26 protein-coding genes are annotated in these 26,270 nt (G+C 68.5%); 13 read left to right on the top strand and 13 right to left on the bottom strand.

Annotated features, from left to right (window positions below; all coding sequences use genetic code 11):
* The first annotated feature begins 143 nt into the window (after window positions 1-143).
* Entirely contained in the window at window positions 144-1,652 is a 1,509-nt protein-coding gene (locus P0Y52_09030; protein WEK56693.1) for a serine hydrolase, read from the top strand.
* Here the strand turns inward: P0Y52_09030 and P0Y52_09025 are convergent.
* From P0Y52_09025 to P0Y52_09015, 3 genes are all read right to left on the bottom strand, one after another.
* Window positions 1,649-2,560: an alpha/beta hydrolase-fold protein gene (locus P0Y52_09025; GenBank protein ID WEK56692.1), complete on the bottom strand. Its 912-nt coding sequence runs from the start codon at window positions 2,558-2,560 to the stop codon at window positions 1,649-1,651. The genes P0Y52_09030 and P0Y52_09025 overlap by 4 nt on opposite strands.
* 64 nt (window positions 2,561-2,624) lie before the next feature.
* Window positions 2,625-3,236 (bottom strand): TIGR02466 family protein, encoded by a 612-nt coding sequence (locus P0Y52_09020; protein ID WEK56691.1) that lies wholly within the window; start codon window positions 3,234-3,236, stop codon window positions 2,625-2,627.
* Between the two features lie 199 nt (window positions 3,237-3,435).
* Entirely contained in the window at window positions 3,436-4,206 is a 771-nt protein-coding gene (locus tag P0Y52_09015; protein ID WEK59468.1) for a methyltransferase, read from the bottom strand.
* A 142-nt stretch (window positions 4,207-4,348) separates the two neighbouring features.
* Between P0Y52_09015 and P0Y52_09010 the strand changes: the two genes are divergently transcribed.
* Together P0Y52_09010 and P0Y52_09005 are read left to right on the top strand one after the other, a co-directional pair.
* Complete coding sequence (locus tag P0Y52_09010) at window positions 4,349-5,323, top strand: polyprenyl synthetase family protein (protein WEK59467.1); 975 nt, start codon at window positions 4,349-4,351, stop codon at window positions 5,321-5,323.
* The gene (locus tag P0Y52_09005) at window positions 5,323-5,733 is read left to right on the top strand and encodes a hypothetical protein (protein ID WEK56690.1); all 411 of its coding nucleotides are present in this window, start codon (window positions 5,323-5,325) and stop codon (window positions 5,731-5,733) included. The genes P0Y52_09010 and P0Y52_09005 overlap by 1 nt, the downstream gene beginning before the upstream one ends.
* Before the next feature lies 1 nt (window position 5,734).
* Here the strand turns inward: P0Y52_09005 and P0Y52_09000 are convergent, their stop codons facing one another.
* Window positions 5,735-6,940 carry a pyridoxal phosphate-dependent aminotransferase gene (locus P0Y52_09000; protein WEK56689.1) on the bottom strand — a complete coding sequence of 402 codons (1,206 nt, stop codon included), beginning with the start codon at window positions 6,938-6,940 and terminating at the stop codon, window positions 5,735-5,737.
* A gap of 121 nt (window positions 6,941-7,061) precedes the next feature.
* Between P0Y52_09000 and P0Y52_08995 the strand changes: the two genes are divergently transcribed.
* The 8 genes from P0Y52_08995 (at window position 7,062) to P0Y52_08960 (ending at window position 15,200) form a co-directional block, all read left to right on the top strand.
* On the top strand, window positions 7,062-7,784 hold the full coding sequence (locus P0Y52_08995) for a VTT domain-containing protein (GenBank protein WEK56688.1): 723 nt from the start codon (window positions 7,062-7,064) through the stop codon (window positions 7,782-7,784).
* A gap of 13 nt (window positions 7,785-7,797) precedes the next feature.
* Entirely contained in the window at window positions 7,798-8,415 is a 618-nt protein-coding gene (locus tag P0Y52_08990; GenBank protein WEK56687.1) for a glutathione S-transferase N-terminal domain-containing protein, read from the top strand.
* 250 nt (window positions 8,416-8,665) lie between these two features.
* Window positions 8,666-9,706 (top strand): rod shape-determining protein, encoded by a 1,041-nt coding sequence (locus tag P0Y52_08985; protein ID WEK56686.1) that lies wholly within the window; start codon window positions 8,666-8,668, stop codon window positions 9,704-9,706.
* A 117-nt stretch (window positions 9,707-9,823) separates the two neighbouring features.
* Complete coding sequence (gene mreC / locus P0Y52_08980) at window positions 9,824-11,023, top strand: rod shape-determining protein MreC (protein ID WEK56685.1); 1,200 nt, start codon at window positions 9,824-9,826, stop codon at window positions 11,021-11,023.
* On the top strand, window positions 11,020-11,538 hold the full coding sequence (locus P0Y52_08975; GenBank protein ID WEK56684.1) for a hypothetical protein: 519 nt from the start codon (window positions 11,020-11,022) through the stop codon (window positions 11,536-11,538). The genes mreC and P0Y52_08975 overlap by 4 nt, the downstream gene beginning before the upstream one ends.
* Complete coding sequence (gene mrdA, locus P0Y52_08970; GenBank protein ID WEK56683.1) at window positions 11,535-13,526, top strand: penicillin-binding protein 2; 1,992 nt, start codon at window positions 11,535-11,537, stop codon at window positions 13,524-13,526. Before P0Y52_08975 ends, mrdA begins: the two co-directional genes overlap by 4 nt.
* Window positions 13,523-14,680 (top strand): rod shape-determining protein RodA, encoded by a 1,158-nt coding sequence (gene rodA / locus P0Y52_08965; protein ID WEK56682.1) that lies wholly within the window; start codon window positions 13,523-13,525, stop codon window positions 14,678-14,680. The genes mrdA and rodA overlap by 4 nt, the downstream gene beginning before the upstream one ends.
* Before the next feature lie 28 nt (window positions 14,681-14,708).
* Window positions 14,709-15,200 (top strand): DUF6173 family protein, encoded by a 492-nt coding sequence (locus P0Y52_08960; protein WEK56681.1) that lies wholly within the window; start codon window positions 14,709-14,711, stop codon window positions 15,198-15,200.
* Window positions 15,201-15,361: 161 nt separating this feature from the next.
* Here P0Y52_08960 and pip read toward each other — a convergent pair whose 3' ends face one another.
* Together pip and P0Y52_08950 are read right to left on the bottom strand one after the other, a co-directional pair.
* The gene (pip, locus tag P0Y52_08955; protein ID WEK56680.1) at window positions 15,362-16,336 is read right to left on the bottom strand and encodes a prolyl aminopeptidase; all 975 of its coding nucleotides are present in this window, start codon (window positions 16,334-16,336) and stop codon (window positions 15,362-15,364) included.
* A gap of 31 nt (window positions 16,337-16,367) precedes the next feature.
* The gene (locus P0Y52_08950) at window positions 16,368-16,739 is read right to left on the bottom strand and encodes a DUF423 domain-containing protein (GenBank protein WEK56679.1); all 372 of its coding nucleotides are present in this window, start codon (window positions 16,737-16,739) and stop codon (window positions 16,368-16,370) included.
* Between the two features lie 49 nt (window positions 16,740-16,788).
* Between P0Y52_08950 and P0Y52_08945 the strand changes: the two genes are divergently transcribed.
* Window positions 16,789-17,949: an MFS transporter gene (locus tag P0Y52_08945; protein ID WEK56678.1), complete on the top strand. Its 1,161-nt coding sequence runs from the start codon at window positions 16,789-16,791 to the stop codon at window positions 17,947-17,949.
* Here P0Y52_08945 and P0Y52_08940 read toward each other — a convergent pair.
* The 3 genes from P0Y52_08940 to P0Y52_08930 form a co-directional block, all read right to left on the bottom strand.
* Entirely contained in the window at window positions 17,946-18,548 is a 603-nt protein-coding gene (locus tag P0Y52_08940) for a hypothetical protein (protein WEK56677.1), read from the bottom strand. The two genes, P0Y52_08945 and P0Y52_08940, sit on opposite strands and share 4 nt — an antisense overlap.
* A 106-nt stretch (window positions 18,549-18,654) precedes the next feature.
* Window positions 18,655-21,219 carry a tipN gene (locus P0Y52_08935; protein ID WEK56676.1) on the bottom strand — a complete coding sequence of 855 codons (2,565 nt, stop codon included), beginning with the start codon at window positions 21,217-21,219 and terminating at the stop codon, window positions 18,655-18,657.
* Window positions 21,220-21,367: 148 nt separating this feature from the next.
* Window positions 21,368-21,547 carry a hypothetical protein gene (locus P0Y52_08930; protein ID WEK56675.1) on the bottom strand — a complete coding sequence of 60 codons (180 nt, stop codon included), beginning with the start codon at window positions 21,545-21,547 and terminating at the stop codon, window positions 21,368-21,370.
* A gap of 55 nt (window positions 21,548-21,602) precedes the next feature.
* Here P0Y52_08930 and P0Y52_08925 point away from each other — a divergent pair, with 55 nt between their 5' ends.
* The gene (locus tag P0Y52_08925; GenBank protein WEK56674.1) at window positions 21,603-23,180 is read left to right on the top strand and encodes a phospholipase D-like domain-containing protein; all 1,578 of its coding nucleotides are present in this window, start codon (window positions 21,603-21,605) and stop codon (window positions 23,178-23,180) included.
* Here the strand turns inward: P0Y52_08925 and P0Y52_08920 are convergent.
* From P0Y52_08920 to P0Y52_08905, 4 genes are read right to left on the bottom strand one after another with little or no spacing between them, the layout of a single operon-like run.
* Window positions 23,165-23,911 carry an endonuclease/exonuclease/phosphatase family protein gene (locus P0Y52_08920; GenBank protein ID WEK56673.1) on the bottom strand — a complete coding sequence of 249 codons (747 nt, stop codon included), beginning with the start codon at window positions 23,909-23,911 and terminating at the stop codon, window positions 23,165-23,167. The genes P0Y52_08925 and P0Y52_08920 overlap by 16 nt on opposite strands.
* A gap of 44 nt (window positions 23,912-23,955) precedes the next feature.
* A complete protein-coding gene (locus P0Y52_08915) occupies window positions 23,956-24,660 on the bottom strand; it encodes a TPM domain-containing protein (GenBank protein ID WEK56672.1) in 705 nt (234 codons plus the stop codon).
* Complete coding sequence (locus P0Y52_08910; GenBank protein WEK56671.1) at window positions 24,654-25,514, bottom strand: TPM domain-containing protein; 861 nt, start codon at window positions 25,512-25,514, stop codon at window positions 24,654-24,656. Before P0Y52_08910 ends, P0Y52_08915 begins: the two co-directional genes overlap by 7 nt.
* 10 nt (window positions 25,515-25,524) lie before the next feature.
* The gene (locus tag P0Y52_08905) at window positions 25,525-26,223 is read right to left on the bottom strand and encodes a LemA family protein (protein ID WEK56670.1); all 699 of its coding nucleotides are present in this window, start codon (window positions 26,221-26,223) and stop codon (window positions 25,525-25,527) included.
* Between the last annotated feature and the right edge of the window lie 47 nt (window positions 26,224-26,270).

Here is a 26,270-nt window from a genome sequence, read left to right as displayed (position 1 = left end):
AGGTTGGCGCGGGATGTAGCCGTCGCAGACCCTTTGAGCAAATCTCTAGACGTAACGCGGGGCGGTTTGAAGGCGCGCTGCATCTGTTCGCGCCCGTCACGGCCTCTACCCGTCAGTCCGCAAAGGGCAGGGGAGCGGCTACTATGAAGTCACGGTCTATGGGGGCGCTGCTGGCGGCGGGTGTGCTGTGCGCGGCAGGTGAGGCGGGCGCGCAGGACCGCGCAGCCTTCGGTGCGGCGCTGGACGCCTTTGCCAGCTGGGCGATGCAGCGGGTCGAGGCGGCGCCGGGTCTGGCCGTCGCCGTGGTGGACGAGCGCGGGCTGGTTCACGCGGCCGGCTTCGGCGTGGCGGATGTGGCCACAGGCGCAGCCGTCACGACGGACACCCGATTCTACATCGCCTCGGCCACCAAGTCCTTCACCGCCCTGTCGTTCGCCGCCATGGGGCAGCGGGGCGAGGTAGGTCTGGACGCCCCCCTGGCCGACTGGGCCCCGCCGTCGGGCGTGCCGAACGACATCGCCTCTCGCATCACCCTGTCCGATCTGCTGAGCCACCGCTCGGGCGTGGATAATGACCCGATCGCCTTCCGGGTCGCCTATACCGGCGACTGGACGCCCGAGGTCCTGTGGCGGCTGACGGCGGAGACGCGTCCGCGCGACACCCCCTATGGGCAGTTCGTTTACGCCAACTCGGGCTACAACCTCGCCACCGTTCTGAGCGAGCGCCGCTGGGGCCGCGACTGGCGCGCCATGGTCGAGGACGAGGTGCTGACGCCGCTGGGCATGACGGCGACGACCGCGCGCATCGACGCGGCGCGGGCGTCCGGCGCGGTGGTCGCCGCCGGGCATTTCGGCCGTATTCCGGGCCAGCCCGAGCGGTCGCCTCTGCAAAAGACCGACGCGACGATGCAGTCGGCGGGCGGGTTGATCTCGACCGCCAGCGACATGGCGATCTGGCTGGAGGCGCAGATCAACGACGGCCGTGTCGGCGGGCGTCAGGTGTTCCCGGCAGGGCTGGTCGCTTCGACCCATGCATCGCGGGTGGCGCAGGAGGCGACCTTCGGCCCCTATGTCCGCAGCGGCTATGGTCTGGGCTGGCAGGTCGGGCGCTATGGCGACGATGTGCTGATCCACCACTTCGGCAACTTCTCGGGCTCGCGCGCCCATGTCTCCTTCATGCCCGAGCGTCGTCTGGGCGTGACGGTCATGGTCAACGAGGACGCCTTCGTGGGCGACCTGGCCGATGTGGTCGCCAACTACGCCTATGACTGGTTCGCCGGCCTGCCCGATATCGACGCCGTCTATGATGTCAAACTGGACGCCCTGATCGCCGAACGCGACCGCCGCCGCACCGGCATAGCCGGGGCGCTGGAATCGCGAGCCAAGCGGCCTCGCACCCTGTCGCTGGCCAACGCCGCCTATGTGGGCGACTACGTCAATCCGGCCTATGGAACCCTGACGATCCGCGAGGCGGGCGAGCGTCTGTCCGTCGCCATCGGCGTGCAGCAGGCCCTGGCCGACTACCTGACTGAGCCTGAGGGCCTTCGCGTCGAACTGACTCCGTTCCGGGGCGAGGGCCTGGTGTTCAAACTGGACGCCGAAGGTCGCCCGACCACGCTGACCTATCAGGACGCGGTCTTTGTGCGGGACTAGGGCTTGGCGGGCAGGACGGCCATCAGGGCGCGGGTGAAGCCGACCGGGGCGACGGTCAGGTGGTCCTCGTTGTCCAGCACCGTCGACTGGATGGTCAGGCCCGGATAGGCGCGCGATTTCAGCAACCGCTCCATCGTGCGCATGTCGCCGACCATGTCCGTCTCGTTGTCATGCCGGGCGGTGGGGCCCGGGCCTTCGAAGCCGCCGACGTACATGAAGACCTCGGCGGGCAGGTCGCGATGGGTGCGGGCGTAGTCGGCTTCCACCTTCATCATGTGGCGCTTGTCGTACCAGAAGGAGGGGCTGCCCAGCACATAGCCGCTGAACATCGTCGGATCGGTGAACATGATCTGGGACCCCAGCAGAGCGCCGTAGGAATGGCCCAGCAGGACGCGGCGGGCCGGATCGGTGCGGAACTTCTGCTCCACGAAGGGCAGGGCCTGGGTCTTCAGATAGGTCTGATAGGCCGCACCGCCGCCATGCACGGAGCCGGCGGAATTGCGCGGGCCGTTGGGCGTGGGGGTGTAGTCGCGCCGACGGCTGTCGGCGCCGCCGTCGCCCTTTGCGTAGGACAGGCCGATCAGGATGAACTCCTCGATCACTGGTCCCTCCAGATTCACCCGCCGCGCGATCTGGCGGATGATGGGGAAGGCGTAGTCGGCGTCGGTGACATAGAGGACCGGATAGCGGCGGTTAGGCTGAGCCTCATAGCTGGCGGGCAGGCTGACGAAGACCTCATAGTCGCGGCCCGAGACGGGGTCGGGCACGGACCAGACCTGAGTGCCCGTCAGCACATAGGGTGCGCCCTCGGCGGCGGATTTGGCGGTGGTTTGGGCGTCCGCCCGTTCGCCGCAGCCCGCGGCGAGGCTCGCCGTCAGCAGAATCATCGCCAGTCCCAATGCCCGCATGGAGGCCCCCTCAAGCTTCACCAGAAGGGCAGACTTCAGGGGAAATGCGGCCTTGAAAGGGCGATCAGGCGTAGTTGAAGCTGATCGAGATACGCTGTTCCTCGGCGCGGTTGGCCGGGACCTCGTGGCGCAACCAGCTCTCCCACATCAGGATCGTGCCTGAGGCGGGCTTCAGATAGACGAAGGGCTTCTCGGCCTCGGTCGCTGCGGCGGTCAGGCCGGGGCGGGCCATCATCATGACCAGGCGCGGGTCTTCAATCTTCAGCGACGAGGCGCCGTCGGGGACGTGGATATAGATGGTGCCGGAAATGATGGCGTGGGGGTGGATGTGGCCGGTGTGGCCGCCGCCGGGCATCAGGACGTTGACCCACAGATTGTCCAGCTTGGGCTTGCGCGCCAGATCGAAGTGCAGGGCCTTGGCGTAGGCGGCGGCGTGCTTGTCCAGCAGCCGCTTCAGCTCGGCGAACTCGGGGAAGCGGTGCGGCAGGTCGTTGATCGAGCCATAGGAGGTGTAGCCCGGATAGTGGTTGGTCTTGCACCATGCGATCCCCGCCTCGTCCTCCTCGGCCATGACCAGGCAGAGGTCGAGGATTTCCTCGTGCAGTTCGGCCCAGCCGGGCGCGGCGGCCAGCGAGGCTTCATAGACTTGGGTCGGGAACAGGGGGCGCAGGGACATGGCGGTTCCATACCTCTCCCTCCCCATTTTGGGGAGGGTGGTTGAGCCCGAAGGGCGAACCGAAGGTCGGCGCGTAGCAGCCAAGCCGGGTGGGGGCGCTTCGGCAAATCGCGCGCCGCGCTCCGTATCGCCAACCCCCCCCACCCGTCTGACGCTGCGCGTCAGCCACCCTCCCCATGAAGGGGAGGGAGAGGCGCCATCACCAACCCAGCCCCGCCTCGCCGCGCAGGATGGCCTCGGCCTCGGGGCTGTGCTTGGCCTCGGTGCGGTCGTGCAGGACCAGGGGCGGCAGCAGGCGTAAGGGGGCCTTGCCGGTCTTGATGCCCTGGACCAGCACCCGCTTGGCGGGTTGGTCGGCATAGGGATGGATCGGGCGGATGGCGAAGGAGCCGGCTTTCTCGCCCAGCAGGGCCAGCAGGTCGGCCAGACGGTCGGCGCGGTGGATGACCACGATCCTGCCGCCCTCGCGCACGGCTTTCAGCAGGAAGCCGGTCCAGGCCTTCAAGCCGTCGTCGGCCATCCAGGCGCCCATCTTGCCGGGGCCGGGCGCCCGCAGTGCGCCGGGGTCGTCGAAGAAGGGCGGATTGCTGACGGCCCAGTCAAAGGTCGGCAGGTCCAGCGCGCGAAAGCCCTGCGCCACGTCGCCGCTGACAATCGTAGTGCGATCTTCGACGCCGTTCAGGGCGGCGTTCTCGCGCGCCAGTCCGGCGGCGGTCACATCGCGCTCCAGCCCGGCCAGGGTCACGCCGAGGCGTCGCGCGGCGACCTGCATCAGCACGGCGCCCGCGCCGCAGCCCGCCTCGATCAGCCGCTCGCCGGGTTTGGCGTCGACGGCGGCGGCCAGCAGGGCGGCGTCCATACCGGCGCGATAGCCCTTCACCGGTTGGCGCAGTCGGACGCGTCCGCCCAGCAGGGCGGATTCCGCAACATCAACTGCGGCAGTAAGGGTTGACCCGGCTTGACCCATCATGATGCCGCCACCATTGTGCGCCGCATCGCGTTCGGGCAAGCGGATGCGTGTGATTTCCGGGCGAATCTCCTCCTTCGCCCCTGTGCTGAAAGAGAATTTCGTGGACGCAGCTCTCGTCGCCGCTCCCCGCCCCAAGGGCGATGTGGACGCTCTTGTTCGTCTGGCGAAGGACGACATGGCGGCGGTTGACGCCCTGATCATCGCCCGGATGCAGTCCGACGTGCCGGTGATCCCCCTGCTGGCCGAGCATTTGATCTCGGCGGGCGGCAAGCGCCTGCGTCCCCTGCTGACCGTCGCCGCCGCTCGCGCCATCGGGGCTCAGGGCGACATCGCCGCCGCCACCAAGCTGGCCGCCTCGGTCGAGTTCATCCACACCGCCACCCTTCTGCACGACGACATCGTCGACGGCTCGGAGATGCGGCGCGGCAAGGTGGCGGCGCATCTGATCTGGGGCGCTGCCTCGTCGGTGCTGGTCGGCGACTTCCTCTTCGCCCGCGCCTTTGAACTGATGGTCGAGACGGATTCCCTGCGCGCCCTGGGCATTCTGGCCACGGCGTCCAGCGTCATCGCCGAGGGCGAGGTGCTGCAACTGACGCGCGCCCACGACCTGAATCTGGATCAGGAAACCTATCTGCAGATCATCCGTGCCAAGACGGCCGAACTGTTCGCCGCCGCCGCCGAGTCGGGCGCGGTGGGCGCGGGCGCGACCGAGGAACAGGTCAAGGCGCTGCGCGACTATGGCATGGCTCTGGGCATCGCCTTTCAACTGGCCGACGACGCGCTCGACTATGGCAGCGACACGGCGACGCTCGGCAAGAACGCGGGCGACGACTTCAACGAGGGCAAGGCCACCTTGCCGCTGCTGCTGGCTGTCCAGCGCACCAAGGGCAAGGAAGACCTGTTCTGGGACCGGGTCATCACCAAGGGCGAACGCACGCCCGAGGACTTCAACCGGGCGCGTGAACTGATCCTGGGCACCGGCGCAGTCGAGGCGACGCTGGACGCCGCCGGCGACTATGCCGATCAGGCGAAGGCGGCGCTGTCGGTCCTGCCGGCCAGCGACTGGCGTTCGGCGCTGGAAGACCTGGCCGACTTCGCGGTCAGCCGCGCGGCCTGATGCTGCTCGCGCTCGTCATGTCGGGGATGCTGTCGGCGGCTCCGCAGGACCTGCCGCGTTTCACCCTGACGCCTGAGCCGGGCGACGCCCTGAAGGCGGAGCTTTTCCGCCTGGCGCCCGGCGACGCCGACGCCCAGGTTCGCGCCCTGCTAGGCGGCGGCGAGGCCGAGGCCTTCACCCTCAAGACATCCGGCGCCCTGAAGATGACCTACCGCCGCGAGACGGGGCCGGGCGGGGGACTGGTGCTCTATGCGGCGCCGGACAGCGATCACAGGCCCGATGCGGCCTGCCTGCTGACACGCACCCCCGAGGGCGACCGCGACAACTCGCGTCGGGCTTCGGAATGGTGCCTGTCCTTCATCCTGAAGACGGCGCCGACGTTGAACATTCCCCCGGCGCCGCTCTCGTAGGTTATTTCAGAGAAGCGCAGAACTTCTGGATGCGCGTGCAGGCGGCTTCCAGCACGGCTTCCGACGTGGCGTAGCTGACGCGGAAATAGGGGCTGAGGCCGAAGGCCGTACCCTGCACGACGGCCACGCCTTCGTGATCCAGCAACTCGGCGGTGAAAACCTCGTCATCGGTGATGACCACGCCAGAGGGCGTCGTCTTGCCGATCAGGCCTTCGATCGAAGGATAGACGTAGAAGGCGCCTTCCGGGGTGGGGCAGCGGACGCCCTCAGCCTGGTTCAGCATGGACACGACCAGATCGCGGCGCTTCTCGAAGGCGGCGGAGCGTTCGGCCAGGAAGTCCTGCGGGCCGTTCAGGGCTTCGACGGCGGCCCACTGGCTGATGGACGACGGGTTGGAGGTCGTCTGGCTGGCCACCTTTCTCATCAGGTCGATCAGGGGCTTCGGACCGCCGGCATAGCCGATGCGCCAGCCGGTCATGGCATAGGCCTTGGACACGCCGTTGACCGTCAGGGTGCGGTCGTAAAGGTCCGGGGCGACCTGGGCGATGGTCAGGTATTCGAACCCGCCATAGACAAGGTGCTCATACATGTCGTCGGTCAGGATCCAGACCTGCGGATGCTTGCGCAGCACCACGGCCAGGGCTTCCAGTTCGGCGCGGGTATAGGCGGCGCCGGTCGGGTTCGACGGCGAGTTGAGGATGATCCACTTGGTCTTCGGCGTGATGGCGGCATCCAGCACCTCGGGGCGCAGCTTGAAGCCGTCGGCTTCCTCACCGATCACGGTGACGGGCTCGCCGCCGGCCAGCAGCACCATGTCCGGGTAGGACACCCAGTAGGGGGCGGGCACGATGACCTCGTCGCCGGGGTTCAGCGTGGCCACGAAGGCGTTGAAGATCACCGGCTTGCCGCCCGAGGCGACGTGAATCTGGTTGGCGGCGTAGGTCAGGCCGTTTTCGCGCGCGAACTTGGCCACGATGGCGGCCTTCAGTTCCGGCATCCCGTCGGCGTCGGTGTACTTGGTCTCGCCGCGCTTGATGGCGTCGATCGCCGCCGCCTTGATGTTGTCGGGCGTGTCGAAGTCGGGCTCGCCGGCGCCCAGGCCGATCACGTCGCGGCCTTCGCGTTTCAGTTCCCGGGCCCGGGCGGTCACGGCCAGGGTGGCCGAAGGCTTGACGCGGGCGAGGGCGGTGGACTGAAGGCTGGACATGACTATCCCGTCTGGAGGATGTGAAGAGAGCCGGGGAGGCGAGGCTTGATACGCAACCCCGCGCGGGCGCACAACGTTTGTGCGTCTCGCAGACGATTAAAAGGCGATTTGGGCGAAATTTATGCGGCGGATCGTCGATTTCCTGCTGAACATGGAGGCTCAGCGCTGGCGCACCCTGTTGGTCAGCTTGCTGTTGCTGGGGGGAATCATCGCCCTGTTCGCCTTCGGCAAGGCGCATTTCACCCTGGGCGCCGAGGAAAAGCTTGAGGCCTGGCTTGAGGGCTATCGCGTCGGGCCGTGGGGGCTGGTCGCCGCCATTGCCGTCTTCACCCTGTCGGCCTTTGTCGGCATTCCGCAGTTCATCCTGATTGCGGCCTGCGTGGTGGCCTTCGGGCCGTGGTTCGGTTTCCTCTACAGTTGGATCGCCACGGTGGTTTCGGCGGCGGTCACCTATTGGCTGGGGCGCGGTCCCACGGCGCGGGCTCTGGAGCGCTTCGGCGGCGGCGCGGCCGAGCGGTTGCAGCGCTTCGTCGGCCGCAACGCCTTTTCGGCCAGCTTCATCATTCGCAATGTGCCCTCGGCGCCCTTCATCGTCGTCAACATGGCGTTCGGCGCGGTGCGAGCCTCTTTCCCGGGCTTTCTGGCCGGGTGTGCCCTGGGCGTCCTGCCCAAGACGGCCCTAGTCGCCTTCTTCGGCGGCTCCTTCATGGCGGCGGTGTCGGGCGACGGGGTGTGGACCTCCCTCATCCTCGCCGGGGTCGCCGTCATCTGGCTGGGCCTGATGATGACGGTGCGCGAGTTGGTCAAGCGTCGCGAGGCGGCGCGGTTATCAGACGTGGATTGAACCGGAGATGACGATGCTGAAGCTCTATTATTCGCCCGGCGCCTGCGCCATGGCCTCGCACATTGCTCTGGAGGAGGCGGGCGCCGACCATGAGTTGCACAAGGTTGATCTGCGCCGGGGCGAGCAGCGCACGCCGGAATATCTGGCCGTCAATCCCGCGGGCGTGACGCCGGCCCTGGCGACGGCCCACGGCGTGATTACCCAGAACGTCGCCATCCTGACCTATGTGGCCCAGACACATCCGCAGGCTCGGCTGGCGCCGCTGGACGATCCCTTCGCGTTTGCCCGACTTCAGGCTTTCAACGCCTGGCTGGCGTCCTCTCTTCACCCCGCCATCGGCAAGGTGCTGTTCTCGCGTCCGCCGCTCGAAGGCGCTGCCCGCGACGAGGCGGTGGAGCAGGCCCTGGCCAAGTATGACCTGGCGGAACAGCACCTTCTGGTCGGCCCCTGGGCCCTGGGCGCCGATCATTCGGTCACAGACGGCTATCTGATGGTCTTCAGCCGCTGGGCGCGCCAGGCGGACCTGCTGGACAAGGCGCGCTTCCCCGGACTGAACGCTCATCTGGACCGGGTGCAATCGCGTCCCGCTGTTCAACGAGCGCTCGCCGCCGAGGGCCTGTCGGCGATCTGACGCGCCGAGCCGCAAGCGGGGCTGGAAAGCTTGAGCGGACGGGCTTTCAAGCCTTGCTGTGACAAGGCTGTGATCGGTGAGTCATAGGCGCTTGCAATCGACGCGCCATGCGGGCAAACGGGCCTGTAGTCGGCCAGGCGAGGACGATCAGGATGGTTCGGCGCACATGGGTGCGCGGGGCAGGGCGTCGCCAGCGCGGACGAACAAGACTCACGCCCTAGCAGGCCCGAACAAGCGGTAACCGACGCCCATGCTTTCACCCCTCTTCGGCATGATCTCCAACGACATCGCGATGGATCTGGGGACGGCCAACACCCTGATCTACATGCGCGGCAAGGGTATCGTCCTGAACGAACCTTCGGTCGTGGCCCTGCGCAACGTCGGCGGTCGCAAGATCGTCCACGCCGTCGGCCTGGAAGCCAAGCAGATGCTGGGTCGTACGCCCGGTCACATGGAAGCCATCCGTCCGATGCGCGACGGGGTCATCGCCGACTTTGAAGTCGCCGAAGAGATGATCAAGCACTTCATCCGCAAGGTTCATAACCGCAAGGGCTTCGTGAACCCCAAGATGATCGTCTGCGTCCCGTCGGGCGCCACGGCTGTCGAACGCCGCGCCATCAATGATTCCTGCCTGAACGCCTCGGCCCGCCGCGTCGGCCTGATCGACGAGCCCATGGCCGCCGCCATCGGCGCGGGTCTGCCGATCCACGAGCCGACCGGCTCGATGGTCGTCGATATCGGCGGCGGCACGACCGAGGTCGCCGTCCTGTCGCTGTCGGGCATCGTCTATTCGCGTTCGGTCCGCGTCGGCGGCGACATGATGGACGACGCCATCATCAGCTACATGCGCCGCAACCATAACCTGCTGATCGGTGAAACGACGGCGGAGCGCATCAAGAAGGACATCGGCACCGCCCGTATCCCGGCTGACGGCGAAGGCCTGTCGATCGAGGTCAAGGGCCGCGACCTGATGCAGGGCGTGCCGCGCGAAGTGAAGATGAGCGAGCGTCAGGCGGCTGAAGCCCTGGCCGAGCCGGTTTCGCAGATCGTCGAGGCCGTCAAGGTCGCGCTGGAAGCCACGCCGCCGGAACTGGCCGCCGACATCGCCGACAAGGGCATCATGCTGACGGGCGGCGGCGCTCTGCTGCGCGGCCTGGACGTCGAGATCCGCGACCACACCGGCCTGCCGGTTCAGGTCGCTGACGATCCCCTGTCCTGCGTCGCCATCGGCTGCGGCAAGGTGCTGGAGCACCCGTCGTGGATGAAGGGCGTCCTCGAGTCCTCGCTCTGAGGCTGAACAGCCTGTCGTGACGACCGCCGTCTTCGGGAATCGGTTTTTGCGATAGGCTCTCATCGTCGGCGGGGCCTGACCCCGCCGATCCCGGATCTCTAGGTAGGAAGGCTGGCCGTGGCGTTTCGCGACGGACCGTTCGAGAACATCAAGGTGCCGCTGGCCTGGACGGCCGCGGTCGTGGTCGTCGTCGGCATCATCGGCGCGGCCATGCTCCTGCTTGGCGACAGCCGCCAGCCTCAGAACGCAGACGGCTATGCGCCCGCCAGGGCCGGCTTTGAGACGGCGGCGGCCCCTGTCGGCGGGGCCCTGTCTGCGCCCGTGCGCTGGACCGGCAACGCCGTCGACTACGTCAAGGGTTACTTCTTCGCCGTGTCCGAGAACCGTCGTCTGCGCGCGCAGATCGTCGAACTGAACGCCTGGCGCGACGACGCCCTGGCGCTGAAGAACCTCAACGGTCGCTACGAACAGATGCTGGGCGTGAAGACCGAACCGCCGGTGCCCATGGTCACGGGCCTGGCCATCACCGATGCGCGCGGCCCCTTCGCCCGCTCGCGGCTGCTGAACATCGGCGCGGCCAAGGGCGTCCGCATCGGCAATCCTGTGCTCAGCGAGCATGGACTGGTCGGGCGCATCATGGGCGCCTCGGCCGGCAACAGCCGGATGCTGCTGCTGACCGACGTGGCGTCGCGCACCCCGGTTCTGGTTGAGCGCACCGACGCCCGCGCCATGCTGACCGGCGATGGCAGCGGCAGCCCGCGTCTGGACTATGTGCGCGGCGCGGGATCGGTGCAGGAAGGCGACCGCATCCTGACCTCGGGCGACGGCGGCGGCTTCCCGCGCGGGCTGCCCATCGGCGTGGCCGCCAAGGGCGTTGACGGGAGTTGGCGCGTCAAGCTGTTCAGCGATCGCACCGCCATCGACTATGTCCGCGTCCTGCTGTTCCAGGATTTCAGCCAACTGGCTGACCAGAACGCCCTGAACGCGCCGCCTCTGGCCAGCCTGGCCGCCGCGCCGCCGCCGACCCCGGCCCAGGCCGCCGCCATTCAGGATGTGGCGACCCGCCGCGCCGCCGCCGCCGCCGCGGCCGCTGAACGCGTGCGCGCCGCCAACGCCGCGCCGCCGCCTGCCCTGGCGGCTGCGCCGGTCGCAGCGCCAGCCTCGACGAGCTCGGCTCCGGCCGCGACCCGTCCGGCTGCCACCCGCCCGGCTGTACAGCCGCGTCCCGCCGCACCCCGCCCGACGGCTCCGGCGCCGGTTCAGCCGGCAGCGGCCTCGAGCGAGCCTGTTCCCACCCCGGCGGGAGCAGCGGAGTGAGACGGGCGATCACGGTCCGCGTGGTCGGCCCGCTGCAATGGATCGTCTATCCTGCCCTGACTGCGATTGCGGCCACGGTGCTGCTGGCCGTCCCTTTCCGCCTGTTCGGCCTGAACCTGCCCGAGCCGGTCTTTCCTCTGGTTCTGGCCTTCGCCTGGCCGCTGATCCGGCCCTCGATGCTGGCGCCGGTCGTCCTGTTCGGCCTGGGGCTGTTCCTTGACCTGTTCTGGGGCGGCGCCCTGGGGCTGTGGCCGCTCAGCCTGCTGGCGGTCTACGGGGCCATCCTGCTGGCCTCGAACTTCCTGGCGGGGCAGGCGACCATCGTCCTGTTCGCCCTCTATGTCGCCTCGACGGGCTTCGCCTTCTTCCTGGCCTACATGATCACTACCCTGAGCCTGGGCAATGCGCCGAGCATCCTGGCCGTCCTGGGTCAGGTCGTGCCGACGTTGTTGCTCTTTCCCCTGGCCGACTGGCTGATCCAGCGATTTGACGACGCCGACGTGCGCTTCCGATGAGCAGCGAACCTCACATCTTCTTCTCCGACGTCAACGAGCGGCAGGGGTCCTTCCTGCGGCGCACCTTCCTGCTGGGCGGGGGGATGGCGCTGGGGACCATGGCGCTGGTCGGTCGGCTGGCCCAGCTTCAGATCGTGAAGGCCGAGGAATACGCCACCCTCGCCACCAACAACCAGTTCAACTTTCGCCTGGTGCCCCCGCCGCGCGGACTGATCAAGGACCGCAACGGCGTCATCATCGCCGGCAACCGCCCCAGTTTCCGCGTTCTGGTCGTGCGCGACGAGACCAAGGACCTGGATCAGACCCTGGACCTGCTGGGTCAACTTCTGCCGGACACGCTGGAACGTCGCCGCACCCTGATCCGCGAGATCAACGCCGCCCCGCGCTTCTCTCCGGTTCCTGTCAAGGCGGACCTGAGCTGGGAGGAGTTCTCCAAGGTCAACCTGCACGCCGCCGAGCTGCCGGGCGTGATGGCTGACATGAACGAGGCCCGCTACTACCCGTTCGGGGGCGCCTACGCCCACGTCATCGGCTATGTGGCCAAGGTGTCGGACCGCGACGTCAAGGCGATCCGGGATAAGGGCGAGCAACCGCCTGCCATCCTGTTCAACCCCGGCTTCCGCATCGGACGTCAGGGCATCGAAAAGGCGCTGGACACTGATCTGCGCGGCGAGGCCGGCGGCAAGCGGGTCGAGGTCGATGTGCGCGGCCGGGTCGTGGCTGAGGACGCCGCGGGCTCCAAGGCGGCGGTCCAGGGCTCCGAGGTCCTGCTGACCCTGGACAACGATGTGCAGAACCGGGCGCTGGAGGTCTTTGGCGAGGAATCCGGCAGCTGCGTCGTCATGGATGTGCGCAACGGCGACATCCTGGCCATGGTCTCGTCGCCGTCGTTCGATCCCAATCTGTTCGTCTCGGGCGTGCCGTCCAAGATCTATCGCGCCCTGGCCGACTATGAGCGGCGTCCGCTGCTGGACAAGGCGCTGGGCGGCACCTTCGCGCCGGGTTCGACCTTCAAGCCGATCGTCGGTCTGGCGGCCATGAAGCGGGGCTGGGACCCCAATCGCCGGGTGGTCTGCAACGGCAGCTTCTTCCTGGGCCGGCGCTTCGCCTGCCTGGGGCGGCATGGCGCGCTGGACCTGCGTGGTGCGATCAAGAACTCCTGCAACGTCTACTTCATGACGCTGGCCACGGAGTTCGGCCCCGACGCCATCGCCGAGACCGCGCGCGAAATGGGCTTTGGACAGACCTTCGACATCGGCCTGACGGGTCAGAAGGCGGGGCTGGTGCCGGACCGCGAATGGCGGCGCAGGAACCCCGTGCGGGGCGACGGCAAATGGTATCCGGGCGAAACGCCCAGCTATGGCATCGGGCAGGGCGCCCTGAACGTCAACGCCCTGCAGTTGGCGGTCTATACGTCGCGCATCGCCAATGGCCAGAAGGCGGTGACGCCGCGCCTGATCAAGTCGATCGGCGGGGTCGAACAGAGGGCGGGCGCGGCCTTCGCCGACCTGCCTTATGACACCGCCCTGTTGAAGGTGTTGCGCGACGGCATGGAGGCCGTGACCGACGTCGGCGGGACGGGCTTCCGCAACAGTCAGCTGGGCCTGGGCGCGGTCCGCATGGCCGGCAAGACCGGCACGGCTCAGGCCCAGAACTATGGCGCCGGATCGCGAAAGGGCGCCGGTCGTCCCTGGGCCCAGAAGGACCACAACCTCTTCATCGCCTATGCTCCGACCGACAATCCCCGCTACGCCGTGTCGGTGATCGTGCAACACGGCGGTCTGGGCGGCGGCACGGCCGGCGCCCCGCGTGCGCGCGAAGTCATGAAGGTCGCCCTGCTGAAGGACCCCGAGATTCGCGCCCGCATCGAACAGGCGGGCTTCGAGGCGCCCGAGGACGCCGGCGCCCGAGAGGCCGAAGCGCGCGGCGAACCCGTTGACGCCCTGCCTACCGATATCGTCGCGCCCCCGCCGGAGCCTGCGCAGTGACCGCTTCCGCCCTGACCCGTCCCGGCGAACGTGACCGGATTTCCAGCAAGCTGGCCGAGCTGGACTGGCGCGTCATCGGCCTGTTGTGCGTTCTGGCGGGTATCGGCACGGCCATGCTCTATTCCATCGCCGGCGGTAGCTGGTCGCCCTGGGCGTGGAAGCATCTGCTGCGCTTCGGCGTCCTGCTGGTCGCCATGATCGGCCTGGCCATGGTTCACCCCAAGTGGTGGTTCCACGCGGCCTATCCGGTTTACGGCCTGCTGCTGTTCATGGTGCTGCTGATCGAGTTCACGCCGATGGGCTATGTGGCGGGGGGCGCCAAGAACTGGCTGAACCTTGGCTTTATCCGCATCCAGCCCGCCGAGTTCATGAAAATCGGCCTCGTTCTGGCGCTGGCGCGTTGGTATCATGGCCACTCGGCCCAGGACGCGCGCTGGTCGTGGAAGCTGCTCTTTCCCCTGGGAATGATCGGTCTGCCCTTCCTGCTGGTGGCCAAGCAGCCCGATCTCGGCTCGGCCATGATCATTGGCCTGACCGGCGCCGCCGTCATGTTCATGGCGGGCCTGAGCTGGCGCGTGATCGCCGCCGCCGCCGCCGCCGCCGTGGCCGTCATCCCGCCCTTCGTCATGTTCGTCATGCACGATTATCAGCGCAACCGCGTCCTGACCTTCCTGAACCCCGAGGCCGACCCGTCCGGCACGGGCTACAACATCATCCAGTCCAAGATCGCCCTGGGGTCCGGCGGTCTGATGGGCAAGGGCTATGGCCTGGGCAGTCAGAGCCAGCTGGAGTTCCTGCCGGAACGCCATACCGACTTTATCTTTTCGACCGTGTCCGAGGAGTTCGGCTTCCTCGGCTCCTTCACCGTCCTGGCCTGCTATCTGGCGTTGATCCTGATCTCACTGCGGATCGCGGCTCTCTCGCACAGCCATTTCGGCCGTATCAGCGCGGCGGGCATGACGGCCTTCCTGGCCCTGTTCGTCCTGATCAACGGGGCCATGGTGATGGGCCTGGCCCCGGTCGTGGGCGTGCCCATGCCGCTGTTGTCCTATGGCGGTTCGACCATGATGACGGTGATGATCGGCTTTGGGCTGATCCTGTCGACCCACGTCCACCGGTATGTCGAACTGCCGAAGGGGCAGGGACTGTTCTGATTGCGGTCTCAGGCGTTAGGCTGAGACCATGACCGACAAAGCGCCCGACGCCATTTCGCCCGATCCTGTTCCAAAGGCCGATCCCTCGATGTTCTCGGACTGCGGCGACACGCCCTGTCCGCAGCCGGTCATGGCCGATCCCAGGAACGAGGCGGCGGTTCAGGCCGAGGGCGTGCGGATGCGCAGCAACCCCGCCGAATGGGCCTTTGTGCGCCTGTCCAAGCTGATCGAGGAGTTCGAGGCCAACCTCGACAAGGATGAAGAGATCGGCGCCCGCGTCGTCGGCCTGCCCGGCGAGGGCACGATGCAGATCGTCGATGTCGGCTTCTGGGGGCCGGACCTGATCATCTTCTTCGGCCGCAACGCCGACGGCAAGCCGGTGCGCCTGATCCAGCACTACACTCAGATCAATGTGGTCCTGGCCGCGATCAAGAAGCCCGAGGAGCGCGAGGCGCGCCGCATCGGCTTCCAGCTCAATGAAATGGTGATGAAGACCAATCCGGCGCCGGCTGGCGTCTGAACCAACCCGTCATCCCGGCCAGGCGGCGTAAGCCGCGCCGAGCCGGGACCGCCAAGGACGCGGGGCTTTGCCAATAGGCTTGGGTCGGGCGCGGGCGCTTCCGACGGTCCCGGATAAGGGCTGCGCCCTTTCCGGGATGACGAAGGGAAGCAACGGCGGGTTTAAAGCGTCGCCGCCCAGTCCGTGCCCTTGATCAGGCTGTCGATGATGCCCGGTTCGCTGGAGGCGTGGCCGGCGTCGCCGACGATGTCCAGCTTGGCCTCGGGCCAGGCGCGATGCAGGGCCCAGGCGCCCGAGATCGGCGTCACCACGTCAAAGCGCCCTTGCGCGATCCAGCAGGGGATGTGGCGGATGGTGGCGATGTTCTCCAGAATCCAGTGCTCGCTGTCGAAGAAGCCGCCGTTGGTGAAGTACCAGTTCTCGATCCGGGCGAAGGCCACGGCGAACTCCGGCTCGGCGAACTTGTCCGGCTTGCCTGACGGGCCCTGAACGCTGACGGTCTCGCCTTCCCAACTGGACCAGGCGACGGCGCAGCGGTTGCGCTCGGCGATGTCGTCGCCCAGCAAACGCTTGTTGTAGGCGGCCATCAGGTCGCCGCGCTCAGCCTCGGGGATGGGGGCGACGAAGCGTTCCCAGGCGTCCGGGAAGATCATCGAGGCGCCGTCCTGATAGAACCAGTGCAGCTCTTTTTTCGTCAGCAGGAAGATGCCGCGCAGGATCAGCGCGCGGCAGCGCTCCGGGTGCTTGATGGCGTAGGTCATCGACAGGGTCGAACCCCACGATCCGCCAAACACGACCCACTTGTCGATGCCCAGCTTCTCGCGCAGACGCTCGATGTCGGCGACCAGATCCCAGGTGGTGTTGTCTTCGAGTGAGGCGTTGGGCCGCGACAGGCCGCAGCCGCGCTGGTCGAACATGACGATGCGGTACTTGGCCGGATCGAAGTAGCGGCGCATCCCCGGATTGACCGCCCCGCCGGGGCCGCCGTGCAGGACGATGACCGGCACGCCCTGCGGATTTCCGCTTTCCTCGTAATAGATCTCGTGGACGCTGTCGGTCGCCATCCAGCCCGAGGCATAGGCTTCCAGCTCGGGGTAGAGGTCGCGGCGCGGGGTATCGGTCACAGGAAATGCCATGTCAGGAAATGGGGGTTTTCAGATTGGCCGGTCAGGCGTTGACGATGTGTGAGCGGAACGCCGCGATCGCCAGCACGATCCATCCGGCGATCATCAGCGCGCCGCCGATCGGTGCGATCATGCCCATGACAGACAGGCTGAGCAGGCCGATCATGGCCAGGGCCAGACAGAAGATCAGGCCGCCGCTCGCCGCCAGCCAGCCGGCGATCCGCGCGGGCGCGCCGCCGCTGGCCCAGATGGCGCAGGCGACGCCCAGAACGGCGTGGACCATTTGATACTGGGCGCCCGTGGTCAGCAGTCCCTTGACGCCCGGCCCCGCGCCGTGGGCGGCGAAGGCCCCCAGGGCCACGGCCATGGCCCCGTTGAAGGCGGCGAAGACGAGCAGGTTGCGATCAGGTCTCATGGCTAATGTCTAGACCACAACGCGCTGAGAGTCTGCTATCGCAGCGGCCATGAAATCCGCCCCCCGCATGGCCCTGCAATACGTCCTCCTGTTCGGCGCCAGCGGCGTCACCCTGCCGTTCGCCGGCCTGTGGTTCCGCGAGCAGGGGCTGAGCGGAGCCGAGATCGGCGCCCTTTTGGCCATCCCCATGCTGGGGCGTCTGGCGACCGGCCCGCTGTTGGCGGTGTGGGCGGACGGGTTCAAGTACAGACGCACGCCGATCGCCCTGCTGGGGTTGGCCATGGCCCTCGGCTACGGCGGGGCAGGGCTGGTTCAGGGCTTCGCCGTCTGGGCCGTCTGCTGGTTCGTCGGGGCCACGGCCGCGGCGGCGCTGATCCCGCTCAGCGACGTGATGACCCTTAGGGTGGCCCGGCGTGACGGGTTCGCCTTCTCCCTGCCGCGCGGCTGCGGCTCGGCCGCCTTCGTCGTGGCCAATGTGGTCATGGGGATGCTGTTGACGCGGGCCTCGCCCGATGCGGTCATCGTCTGGATCGGCACAGCGGCGGTGCTGATCGCGCTGACGGCCTGGCGCATCCTGCCGCCCGAGCCTGTCACCGATGGTCCGCGCGTGCCGGGGCTGGAGCGGTTCAAGGGGCTGGGACGTCTGGTGGTCGATCCGGTCTTCATGACCGCCATCTTCGCTGTCGGCGCCGTCCAGGCGGCCCATGCCTTCTATTACGGCTTCTCGGCCATCGCCTGGAAGGCGCAGGGCATTCCCGAGAGCGTGACCGGCCTCTTGTGGGCCTTCTCGGTCCTGGTCGAGATCGGTTTCATGTGGGGGATCGAGCCGTGGCGTCGGCGCGTCGGCGTCTCGCCCTGGCTGATGCTGTCGGTGGGGGCGGGCGCGGCGATCATGCGCTGGACCCTCATGGCGTTTTCGCCGCCGCTCTGGGCCCTGTGGCCCTTGCAAGGCCTGCACGCGCTCAGCTTCGCGGCCACCTATCTGGCGGGGGTGGAGATCGTTGAACGGCTGTGTCCGCCGGACAGCCATACGGCGGCCCAGACCCTCGGTTCCGTGCTGTCGGCGGGTGTCCTGATCGGTCTGGCCACGGCGGCGTCGGGGCCGCTGTATGACGCCTTTGGCCTCAAGGGTTATCTGGCCATGGCCATGTTGGCCGCGACCGGAGGCCTGGCCGGACTGATGCTGCAAGCGCGCCTGGCGAAACGCTAGGCGGCGCTGGAGCGAGGCAGGGGCGACAGGTGGCGAGCGATGACGGAGGCCGTCGTCTTCACCGCCAACTGGACCCTGGCGAGCGGTGCGTCGGACGGGGCGCGGATCAGGCCGATGGCGGGCGAGGCCGGGCCATCCGGCAGGTCGTTGAGGATGCGATAAAGGATAAAGCTGCCCGCATCCTCTTCGGCGTCCGAGGCGGCCACGGCCTTTAGCCCGGCGGCGGTCAGGTCGCGCACGATCTCGGCGGCGGGGGCGGTGGCGCGGACGACGCCGGGGCCGGTGTGGTCCAGCCTGTCGCCGCCCTCCAGGCGCCGGTTCTCGGCCCGGGTCTGCAGGCGAAAGGCGCCGGGATGCACAGTGCGGCCTACCAGCAGCAGGGCGCCGCATTCGCCGCTGCGCAAACGCGCGCTCAGATCGACGGCCAAGGCTTCCGCCGAGGCCGCGCCCGCGACGGGCAGGGTGCGGGCGCCGACAGGGTTCCAGGGATCGCCCGACAAGTCTTCGACCGGGTCCCAGGCGGTAAAGCTCAGGTCCCAGGCGCAGATGGCGATGGCGGGGCGTCGGTCGGGACGAAGCCCGGTATCGAGATCCAGCAAGGAGTCCACCCTGTGTGACACTAACGCGACAGCGGCCGCAACCTGCGGTCAAACCCGGCGGGAGGTCAAGCCCGCCGGCGACGAATGTGGCTGCTTTGGGGCGAACCTATTTGAGGTCGCCTATGGCGGCGTCCAGCAGCATGAAGGCGCGGCCCTCGTCGGTGGCCAGGCGCGCCTGCACGTCGTGGGCGTCGCCGCGGCGCGCATGATCCTGCATCTCCAGGGCGAAAGCGCGCACATAGGCGTCGGCGTCGGTCCTTAGCTCGGCGTCGGCCAGGATGCGGCGCGAGACGCTGCGCACGGCGGCGGGCGCGACGCGGCGCACGATCTGGCGGGCGCGGTCGGGTTCCTGAATCGCCAGGGCGCGAGCGGCTTCCTCGATGCGAGGGCGCGGCAGCAGGGCGTTGGGATCTACCCCCATGCGGCGGATGGCGGCGGTGATGCGGTCGGCCAGAGCGGCGGCGTCAACCGGCGCCGCCACGGGGGCGGGCGCCAGGGCGTCCAGTTCCAGCGGCGCTTCATCGGCCTCGTCTTCACCGGCCAGATCGCTCCAGCCCAGGGGCTCGTCCGAGACGGGCGGCGGCGGCGCGACGTCGGTTGGCTCCAACCGCAGACGACCACGCAGGCCGAAGCCGCGGTCTTCCGCGACCTTGGCGGCGGGCGCGGGCTGGGGCTCGGGCTTGGCTTCCACGGGACGCGGCTTGTAGCGCGGCGTTTCGGGTGCGGGGGTGGACAGCAGGGGCTCCCGGCGGCGGTGGGCTGGGGTGTCGCCCGAAACCACGCCCATGACGCGCACGGCCTCGGTCAGCATTTCGTAGTTGCGGCGGACGCGGTCCTGGAAGCCGGATTCCAGGGCCTCGGTGTCCTCGGCCGCCTTCCTCGACGCCGCCGACAGGGCGGCCAGGCCGTCCTCGACCGAGGCGCGGACGGCGTCCACCCGGGCCGCGGCTTCCTGCGGCAGGCGGCTGGCGCGGTCGTCCATGTCGGCGACGGCGGTCTCGACCTGGGCCAGGGCGGCGGTCATCCGGTACAGGGCGCCTTCCAGACGCTCGATGACCTTTTCGCCGGTCAGATCGACCATGTCGGCGGTCTGGTTGACGATCTTGCGAGCGCCGTCGATGCGGGCCTCGGCCGCCTCGTCCGCCTTTTGTGCGGCGTCGAACAGGGATTCGCCCAGGCGATCGGCGCGGATCTGGGCCTGTTCTATGGCGGCGGCGGCGGCGGCACGCTGTTCCTCGGCGGTGGCCTGCAGGGCGGACAGGGCGCGACGGGTTTCCTCGACCAGAAGGTCGCGGGCCTCGGCCGCCAGGGCTTCGAAACGGTCCAGCGCCAGCTTGGTGGCGTGGTCGAAGCCGTCAGCCTCGCGCTGGGACAGGTCCACCAGGGCGCGGAACTGATCGGCGGCGGCCTCGATCTGAGCCTTGATGGCGTCGCTGACGTCGCCGGTCGTCTGGTTCAACTCGCCCGCGGCCGCACGGGTCAGGGACAACTGCTCGGTGAACTGGGCGCGCTGGCTCTCGATCTGGGCCGAGAAGTCTTCCTGATCGGTGCGCAGGGCGTAGGCGGCCGTGACCAGCGAGGCGCGTTGCTGGCTCAGGCCTTCCTCGACCGACTGGATCTGTTCGGCGACGCCGGTTCCGGCGGTTTCCAGACGCAGGGTCTGGCGGGCCAGGTCGTCGGCGGCGGCGCGAGCCGCGTCCTGGGCCTCATTGGCGGCGGCGGCCAGGTCAGCGGCGCGGGCCGCCAGGGCGGCCTCGGCTTCGCGCAACTGGGTCTGGGCCAGGTCCGAGGCGTCCACCACCATGCGCGATTGACGTTCGACAGCGTCGACGACCCCGGCGGCCTGGCTGTCCAGCTGGACGCCGAGGGCGCCCATCTGTTCACGCTCGCGGCCCAACTGGTCGGCCAGGCGGCGGGCCATGCGACCCGCGCCGTCGGCGGCTTCGTTCAGGCGGACGGTTTCCTGAACCAGGGCTTCGCGCAGTAGGACCATGTCGTTGCGGGCGCGCTCGGCGGCCAGGGCGGCCTGATCGATGTCGCCGCGCAGCGAGGTCAGCACCTGCCCGGTCTGATGGGCGGCCAGAGCGGTCGGGCCGACCAGGGCCTCGGCCATGTCGCGGGCGCGGCGGGTCTCGGTCGCCAACTGAGCGCCCTGACGGACGGCGTGAGCCAGCATGATGGCCAGACCTGCAGGAGCCAGGGCGATCAGGGCGTAGACGGCCAGACGCAGGGGTTCCAGCGCCACCGCGCCCGAACCGAACTCATAGGCGAACCAGGAGGCGACGCCGCCGATCCACAGGGCCGAGGCCAGGCCAGCGATCAGATAGGCGTTGCCGCCGGAACGGGGCGCGGGGGCGGGCGCGCGACGCGCCGGCGCGGGGGTCGGGGGCGAAGCCTTGTCGACCACGGCGGGCGGGGCTTCGGCGGACACCGCCAGCGGCGGCAGCTCGGGCTGGGCGTGCAGGGCGGCGGCGCGTTCCTCGGCCAGACGTTGTTCTTCCATCAGGCGACGGCGGCGACGCTCGGACATCGGCTTGTCCGCCGCGGACAGGGGCGGGGTCTCCCCTTCGAAGGCGGCCTCGTCGGATGCGGCCTCGGACAGGGACTCGTCGTGAATCTCGCCCGGTTCCGGGTCGGACAGGTTGAGCGGCGGCCGATGGCTGAACTTCATGGGGCGTCGATCTCGATCACTATTCGCCGGAAACGCGGCGAGGGCGCGCGGAGGGATTGGACCCTAGCGGCTCGATCCGCCCGCGCAAAGGCTCGGGCCGAGGGATTCCGTGGGACAATCGAGGGTAAAGGCGGCGTGAAAGGACGGATCAGCAGTCGCGGGGAACGGCGACGGCGATCGTGGCGGCGGGCTTGTCCTTGCATTCCTGCACGCGCTGGATCTCGCGATCAGCGTGGCGCGGGGCATGCAGATCGACGCCAAACTGCGACAACGCCGCCGCAGCGAGCATCGCAATCAGGCCAGCCAGCATTTCCAGCAGCATTTGCATGGCCGGCTTTATGACAGGCGTCGGGCCGATTTACAATGAGGCGACTTTATGAAGCGTGGCTATTGATCGCGCGCCGTGGAACGAAATCGGTCTCAGCGTCACTGTATGGGGCGGCGCGGGATGGATCGTCACGCGAATCAGACAGTCAGGCGGCATGGGCGATCACAGCGACACCTATCAGGGCAGCCTGCTCGATCCGGGGCATGACTGCTGGCGCGTGGCCACGGCGGACCGTTTTACCCCGCTGATGGAGAACAACGCCTATTTCGACGCCCTCGCCTCGGCCTTGCAGAAGGCGACCCGATCCATCGTGGTTCTGGGGTGGCAGTTCGACCCGCGCACGCGACTGGACCCTGAATCCCCTCTGACCGACCGGCGCGGCGAGATCGGTCATCAGTTGCGGATGCTGGTGCGGGAAAGGCCCGAGCTGGACGTGCGGCTGCTGATCTGGAAGTCGCCGCTGCTGATCGCTGCCTCGCAGGGCTTCTATCCGCACAAGGCGCAGCGCTGGTTCCGCAAGCGCACAGTCGAGTTCCGCCTGGACCAGCCCGGCATCCTGGGGGCTTGCCATCATCAGAAGGTGGTCGTCATCGACGATAAGGTCGCCTTCTGCGGCGGCGGCGACATCGCCACCGATCGCTGGGACACTGACGAGCACCTGGACGCCGACCCGCGCCGCTGCCAACCCTCGGGCCTGTTCAGCGCGCCCCGGCATGAGGTCATGTGCGTCATGGACGGCCCGGCGGCGAAGGCCCTGGGCGATCTGGCGCGCCAGCGCTGGTATCGCGCCACCTGGGAGCGGACCGTGCCGGAGGAGGTCGACAGCGATCCCTGGCCCGAGGGGGTGGAGCCGGCCCTGATCGACGTGTCTGTCGGCATCGCCCGCACCGAGCCGCGCGTTCGGGGGCGCCCCGAGGTGCGTGAGAACGAGGCCCTTCATCTGGAAGCGATCCGCCGGGCCAGGCGGCTGATCTATCTTGAGAACCAGTACTTCACCTCGCCCCTCATCGCCGCCGCCCTGGCCGAGCGGCTGGCCGAGCCTGACGGGCCGGAGATCGTGCTGATCTCGACCGGACGCAGCCCCAGCTGGTTCGATGGATTGACCATGGACACCGCCCGGGCCGAGGTCCTGTACCGGCTGGAGCAGGCCGACGCCTATAACCGCTTCACCGCCTTCAGCCCACGCACGGCCGAGGGCGAGCGCATCATCGTCCACGCCAAGATGTCGATCATCGACGATCAGTTGCTGCGGATCGGTTCGACCAATCTGAACAACCGATCACAAGGCCTGGACACCGAATGCGATGTGGCCGCCGAGCCGACGACCGAGGAGGGAAGAGAGGTCATCCGGCGCTTCCGTCAGCGGTCTCTGGGTCATTTCATCGGTGTCTCGGGCGAGACCTTCGCGCAGGCCGAAGCCATCATGGGCTCGGTCGGACAGGCCATCCTGACCTTCGGCTCCGAGCGGATGACCCTGCTGGGCTCGACCCTGCCCTCGCAGGTGGAGCGGGTGTTCGCCGAGTGGCAACTGGGCGACCCCATGTCGTCGATGGACGCCTGGCGGCCATGGAAGCGGCTGAACCGCACCCACCGCACCCGGCCGCGCTCCGAAGGCGGTCAGGCCCCCGGCTGATCCCGGAACTCGAAGTCGATGGCCAGGGGCAGGTGATCGGACGCCGCCCGCGCCAGCGGATGCAGGGGCGTCATGGCGCCCGTGACGCGGATTTCGGGGCTGACGAAGCAGTGGTCGATGCGGATGGCGGGGAAGCTGGACGGGAAGGTCTTCACCGAGGGCTTCAGTCCCAGTTCGCGCTGGGCGTCGGCCAGCCGCCGGGTCAGGGCCTGATAGGGCCGGGTGATCGAGGTGGCGTTGAAGTCGCCAGTCAGCAGCGTCGGCCCTGTGCAGCGCGGATCGCCCAACCATTCCGGTCCGACCAGGGCCGCCGCCTGCATCCGCTGTTCGCGCGGCACCAGACCCAGATGGGTGTTGAAGACATTCAGGATGGTCCCCCCGAAATCGATGGCCGACCACAGGGCGCCGCGCGGCTCCAGCCCGCGCAGGTTGGGCATGGTCGGCAGAGCGGCGGCCCGTATCAACCGCTCGGGATGCGGGGTCAGGATGGCGTCGCCGTAAAGCTCGGCCTCGACCTGCATCGCCGGATGAAAGCGGAAGCTCATCGACAGAAGTTCGGCGATGGCGCTGGCCTGATCGACGCCGTTGGTACGGGCCCGGCCGACGTCCAGTTCCTGCAGGCAGACGATGTCCGGCTCCAGTTCGGCGATCACGGCGGCGATGCGCGCCACGTCCAGCTTGCGGTCGACGCCGACGCAGCGATGCACATTATAGGTGACGAGTCTGGGCATGGGTCCTTGTCGGCGCGGTCGATCCCGCAGCCTGTCTATCCGCTCTAGATGACAACCAGACGGTCGGGGACCTCGTTGATATCAGCGGCTCGCGGCGGAAACTGTTCCGCCAGAACCTGACCGCACAGGGCGATGGCCTGCTGCAAACCTTCGACCGGCTGATCGCGACGCAGACCCTCAGTCAGGGCGGCGACGGCGTCGGCCCAGACCTCGGGACTGACGCAGGCGTGGATGCCCTCGTCGGCGATGACCTCGACCTGATGATCGGCCAGGGCGGCGAAGATCAGCACCCCGGTGCGCGCCTGGGTCAGATGCAGGCCGTGGGCCAGGAACTGCTGCATGGCGGCGCGGCGGACGCGGGTGCGACGCAAGGGGGCGGGCGTGAGCAGACGCCGCACGGCGGGGATCAGGCTGAGCAGAAAGACGCCGAGGAAGACCGCCGCCTGCACCAGAGCATAGGCCGCCAGGGCCTGTCCGATCTCGGCCTCGCGCGCGGCGGCGTGGGCCGCCTGCCATTCGGCGCTGCCCAAAAGACTCAGGCTGGGCAACCAGTGAGCCCCGAAGCCCAGCGGGATCAGGCCCAGCGGCAGCAGCAGGGCCGCCGCCGCCGCCCAGGCCAGGCTGACGTCGCGATAGGACGACACCTGTCGCGCCACGACGCAGAATATCTCGCCTGAGGTGTTCTCCTCGGCGCGGGCGATGGCCTCGGCGACGCGGGCGTGGTCGTCGGTTGTGAACTGCATCACCATCCCCCCGAGGCGCCGCCGCCGCCGAAGCCGCCGCCGCCGCCGCCAAATCCACCACCGCCGCCCCCGAAGCCGCCGCCTCCGCCCCAGCCGCCGCGTCCGCCGCCGCGACCCTGGTTCTTCAGCGCTTCGCTGGCGGCCCAGATCAGGATGGGGGTCAGACCGTCGCCGCCCTTGCCGCCGCGTCGACGTTTGCCGCCCGCCGCCGCGCCGACCAGGCTGACGAACAGGAAGAAGAAGATCAGGAAGATGATCAGGGCGGGCAGGATCGGCTTTTCGCGCTCGCTCGCCGCGCTTTTCGCCTCGGCCGCGCGGGCCTGGGCTTCGGCGGGATCGGCGGTCAGCTGGGCGATGACGGCGTCGGTCCCGGCGATGATGCCCGCCGCATAATCGCCCGTGCGGAAGGCCGGCAGGATGTCGTTGCGGATGATCAGCGAGGAATAGGCGTCGGTCAGGACGCCCTCCAGGCCATAGCCGACCTCGATCCGCACCTTGCGCTCGTTCGGCGCGACGATCAGCAGGGCGCCGCCGTTGTTTTCCTTTTGTCCGATGCCCCAGTGACGACCCAACTGATAGCCGAAGTCCTCGATCGCCTGATCCTGCAGCGAGGGCAGGGTGACGACCACCAGCTGATCGCCGGTCTGCTGTTCCAGCGTGGCCAGCTTGGCGGTCAGGGCCTGTTCCTGCTCCGGCGTCAGCAGTTGGGCGTCATCGACCACCCGGCCCGTCAGCGTCGGAAACCTGATCTCGGCGGAGAGGGCGGGCAGCGCCGCCAGCCACAGGGCGAGACCGAGCAGCAGCGCCGGGATCAGACCCGGCGCTCGCCTGTCCCTCAGGGCGAGGGCGGAAGGGGTCATGTCGGGCTGACTACGCCGCCGGAGCCGCAGTCGGCGGGATCGAACCGGGGGCAGCCCCCGGCGTGGTGGCGGGCGCGCCGCCCCCCGGCTGAGCGCCGGGGACGCCAAGGTTGAAGTTCACGGTCGGCGCGCTCTGGGCCTCGGCGGTGGCGGTGAACAGCTGCATCGGCTTGGAGCCGCTTTGCAGGGTCTTGGCCCAGATCACGGTGGGGAAGGTGCGCAAGGCCGTATTGTAGTCGCGCACGGCCTCATTGTAGTCGCGACGCGCCACGGCGATGCGGTTCTCTGTGCCTTCCAGCTGTGATTGCAGGGTGACGAAGTTCTGATTGGCCTGAAGCTGGGGATAGGCCTCGACCGTCACCAGCAGGCGGGACAGGGCGCCGGACAGCTCGCCCTGGGCCTGTTGGTATTGCTGGAAGGCGGCGGGGTCGCCCAGCTTGGAGGCGTCGATATTGACGCTGGTGGCCTTGGCCCGCGCCTCGATCACCTGGGTGAGGGTGGTGCGTTCCTGAATGGCCGAGGCCTGCACCGTGGCGACCAGGTTCGGCACCAGGTCCGCGCGGCGCTGATACTGGCTCTGGACATCGGCCCAGGCGGCCTCGGCGCGCTCCTGCTTGGTCGGAATGGTGTTGTAGCCGCAACCCGCCACGGCGGGGGTCAGGACGACGACGGCCGCGACGGCCGCGAGACGGGGCGAGAATCCAGCCATGAAGCTCCTCCGGCGGCCATGATGACCGCTGATCCGGTAAAGACTAT

The organism is Candidatus Brevundimonas phytovorans, from assembly GCA_029203145.1.
Classification (GTDB): Bacteria; Pseudomonadota; Alphaproteobacteria; order Caulobacterales; family Caulobacteraceae; genus Brevundimonas; species Brevundimonas phytovorans.
This window is presented reverse-complemented; position numbering and strand designations above follow the sequence as displayed.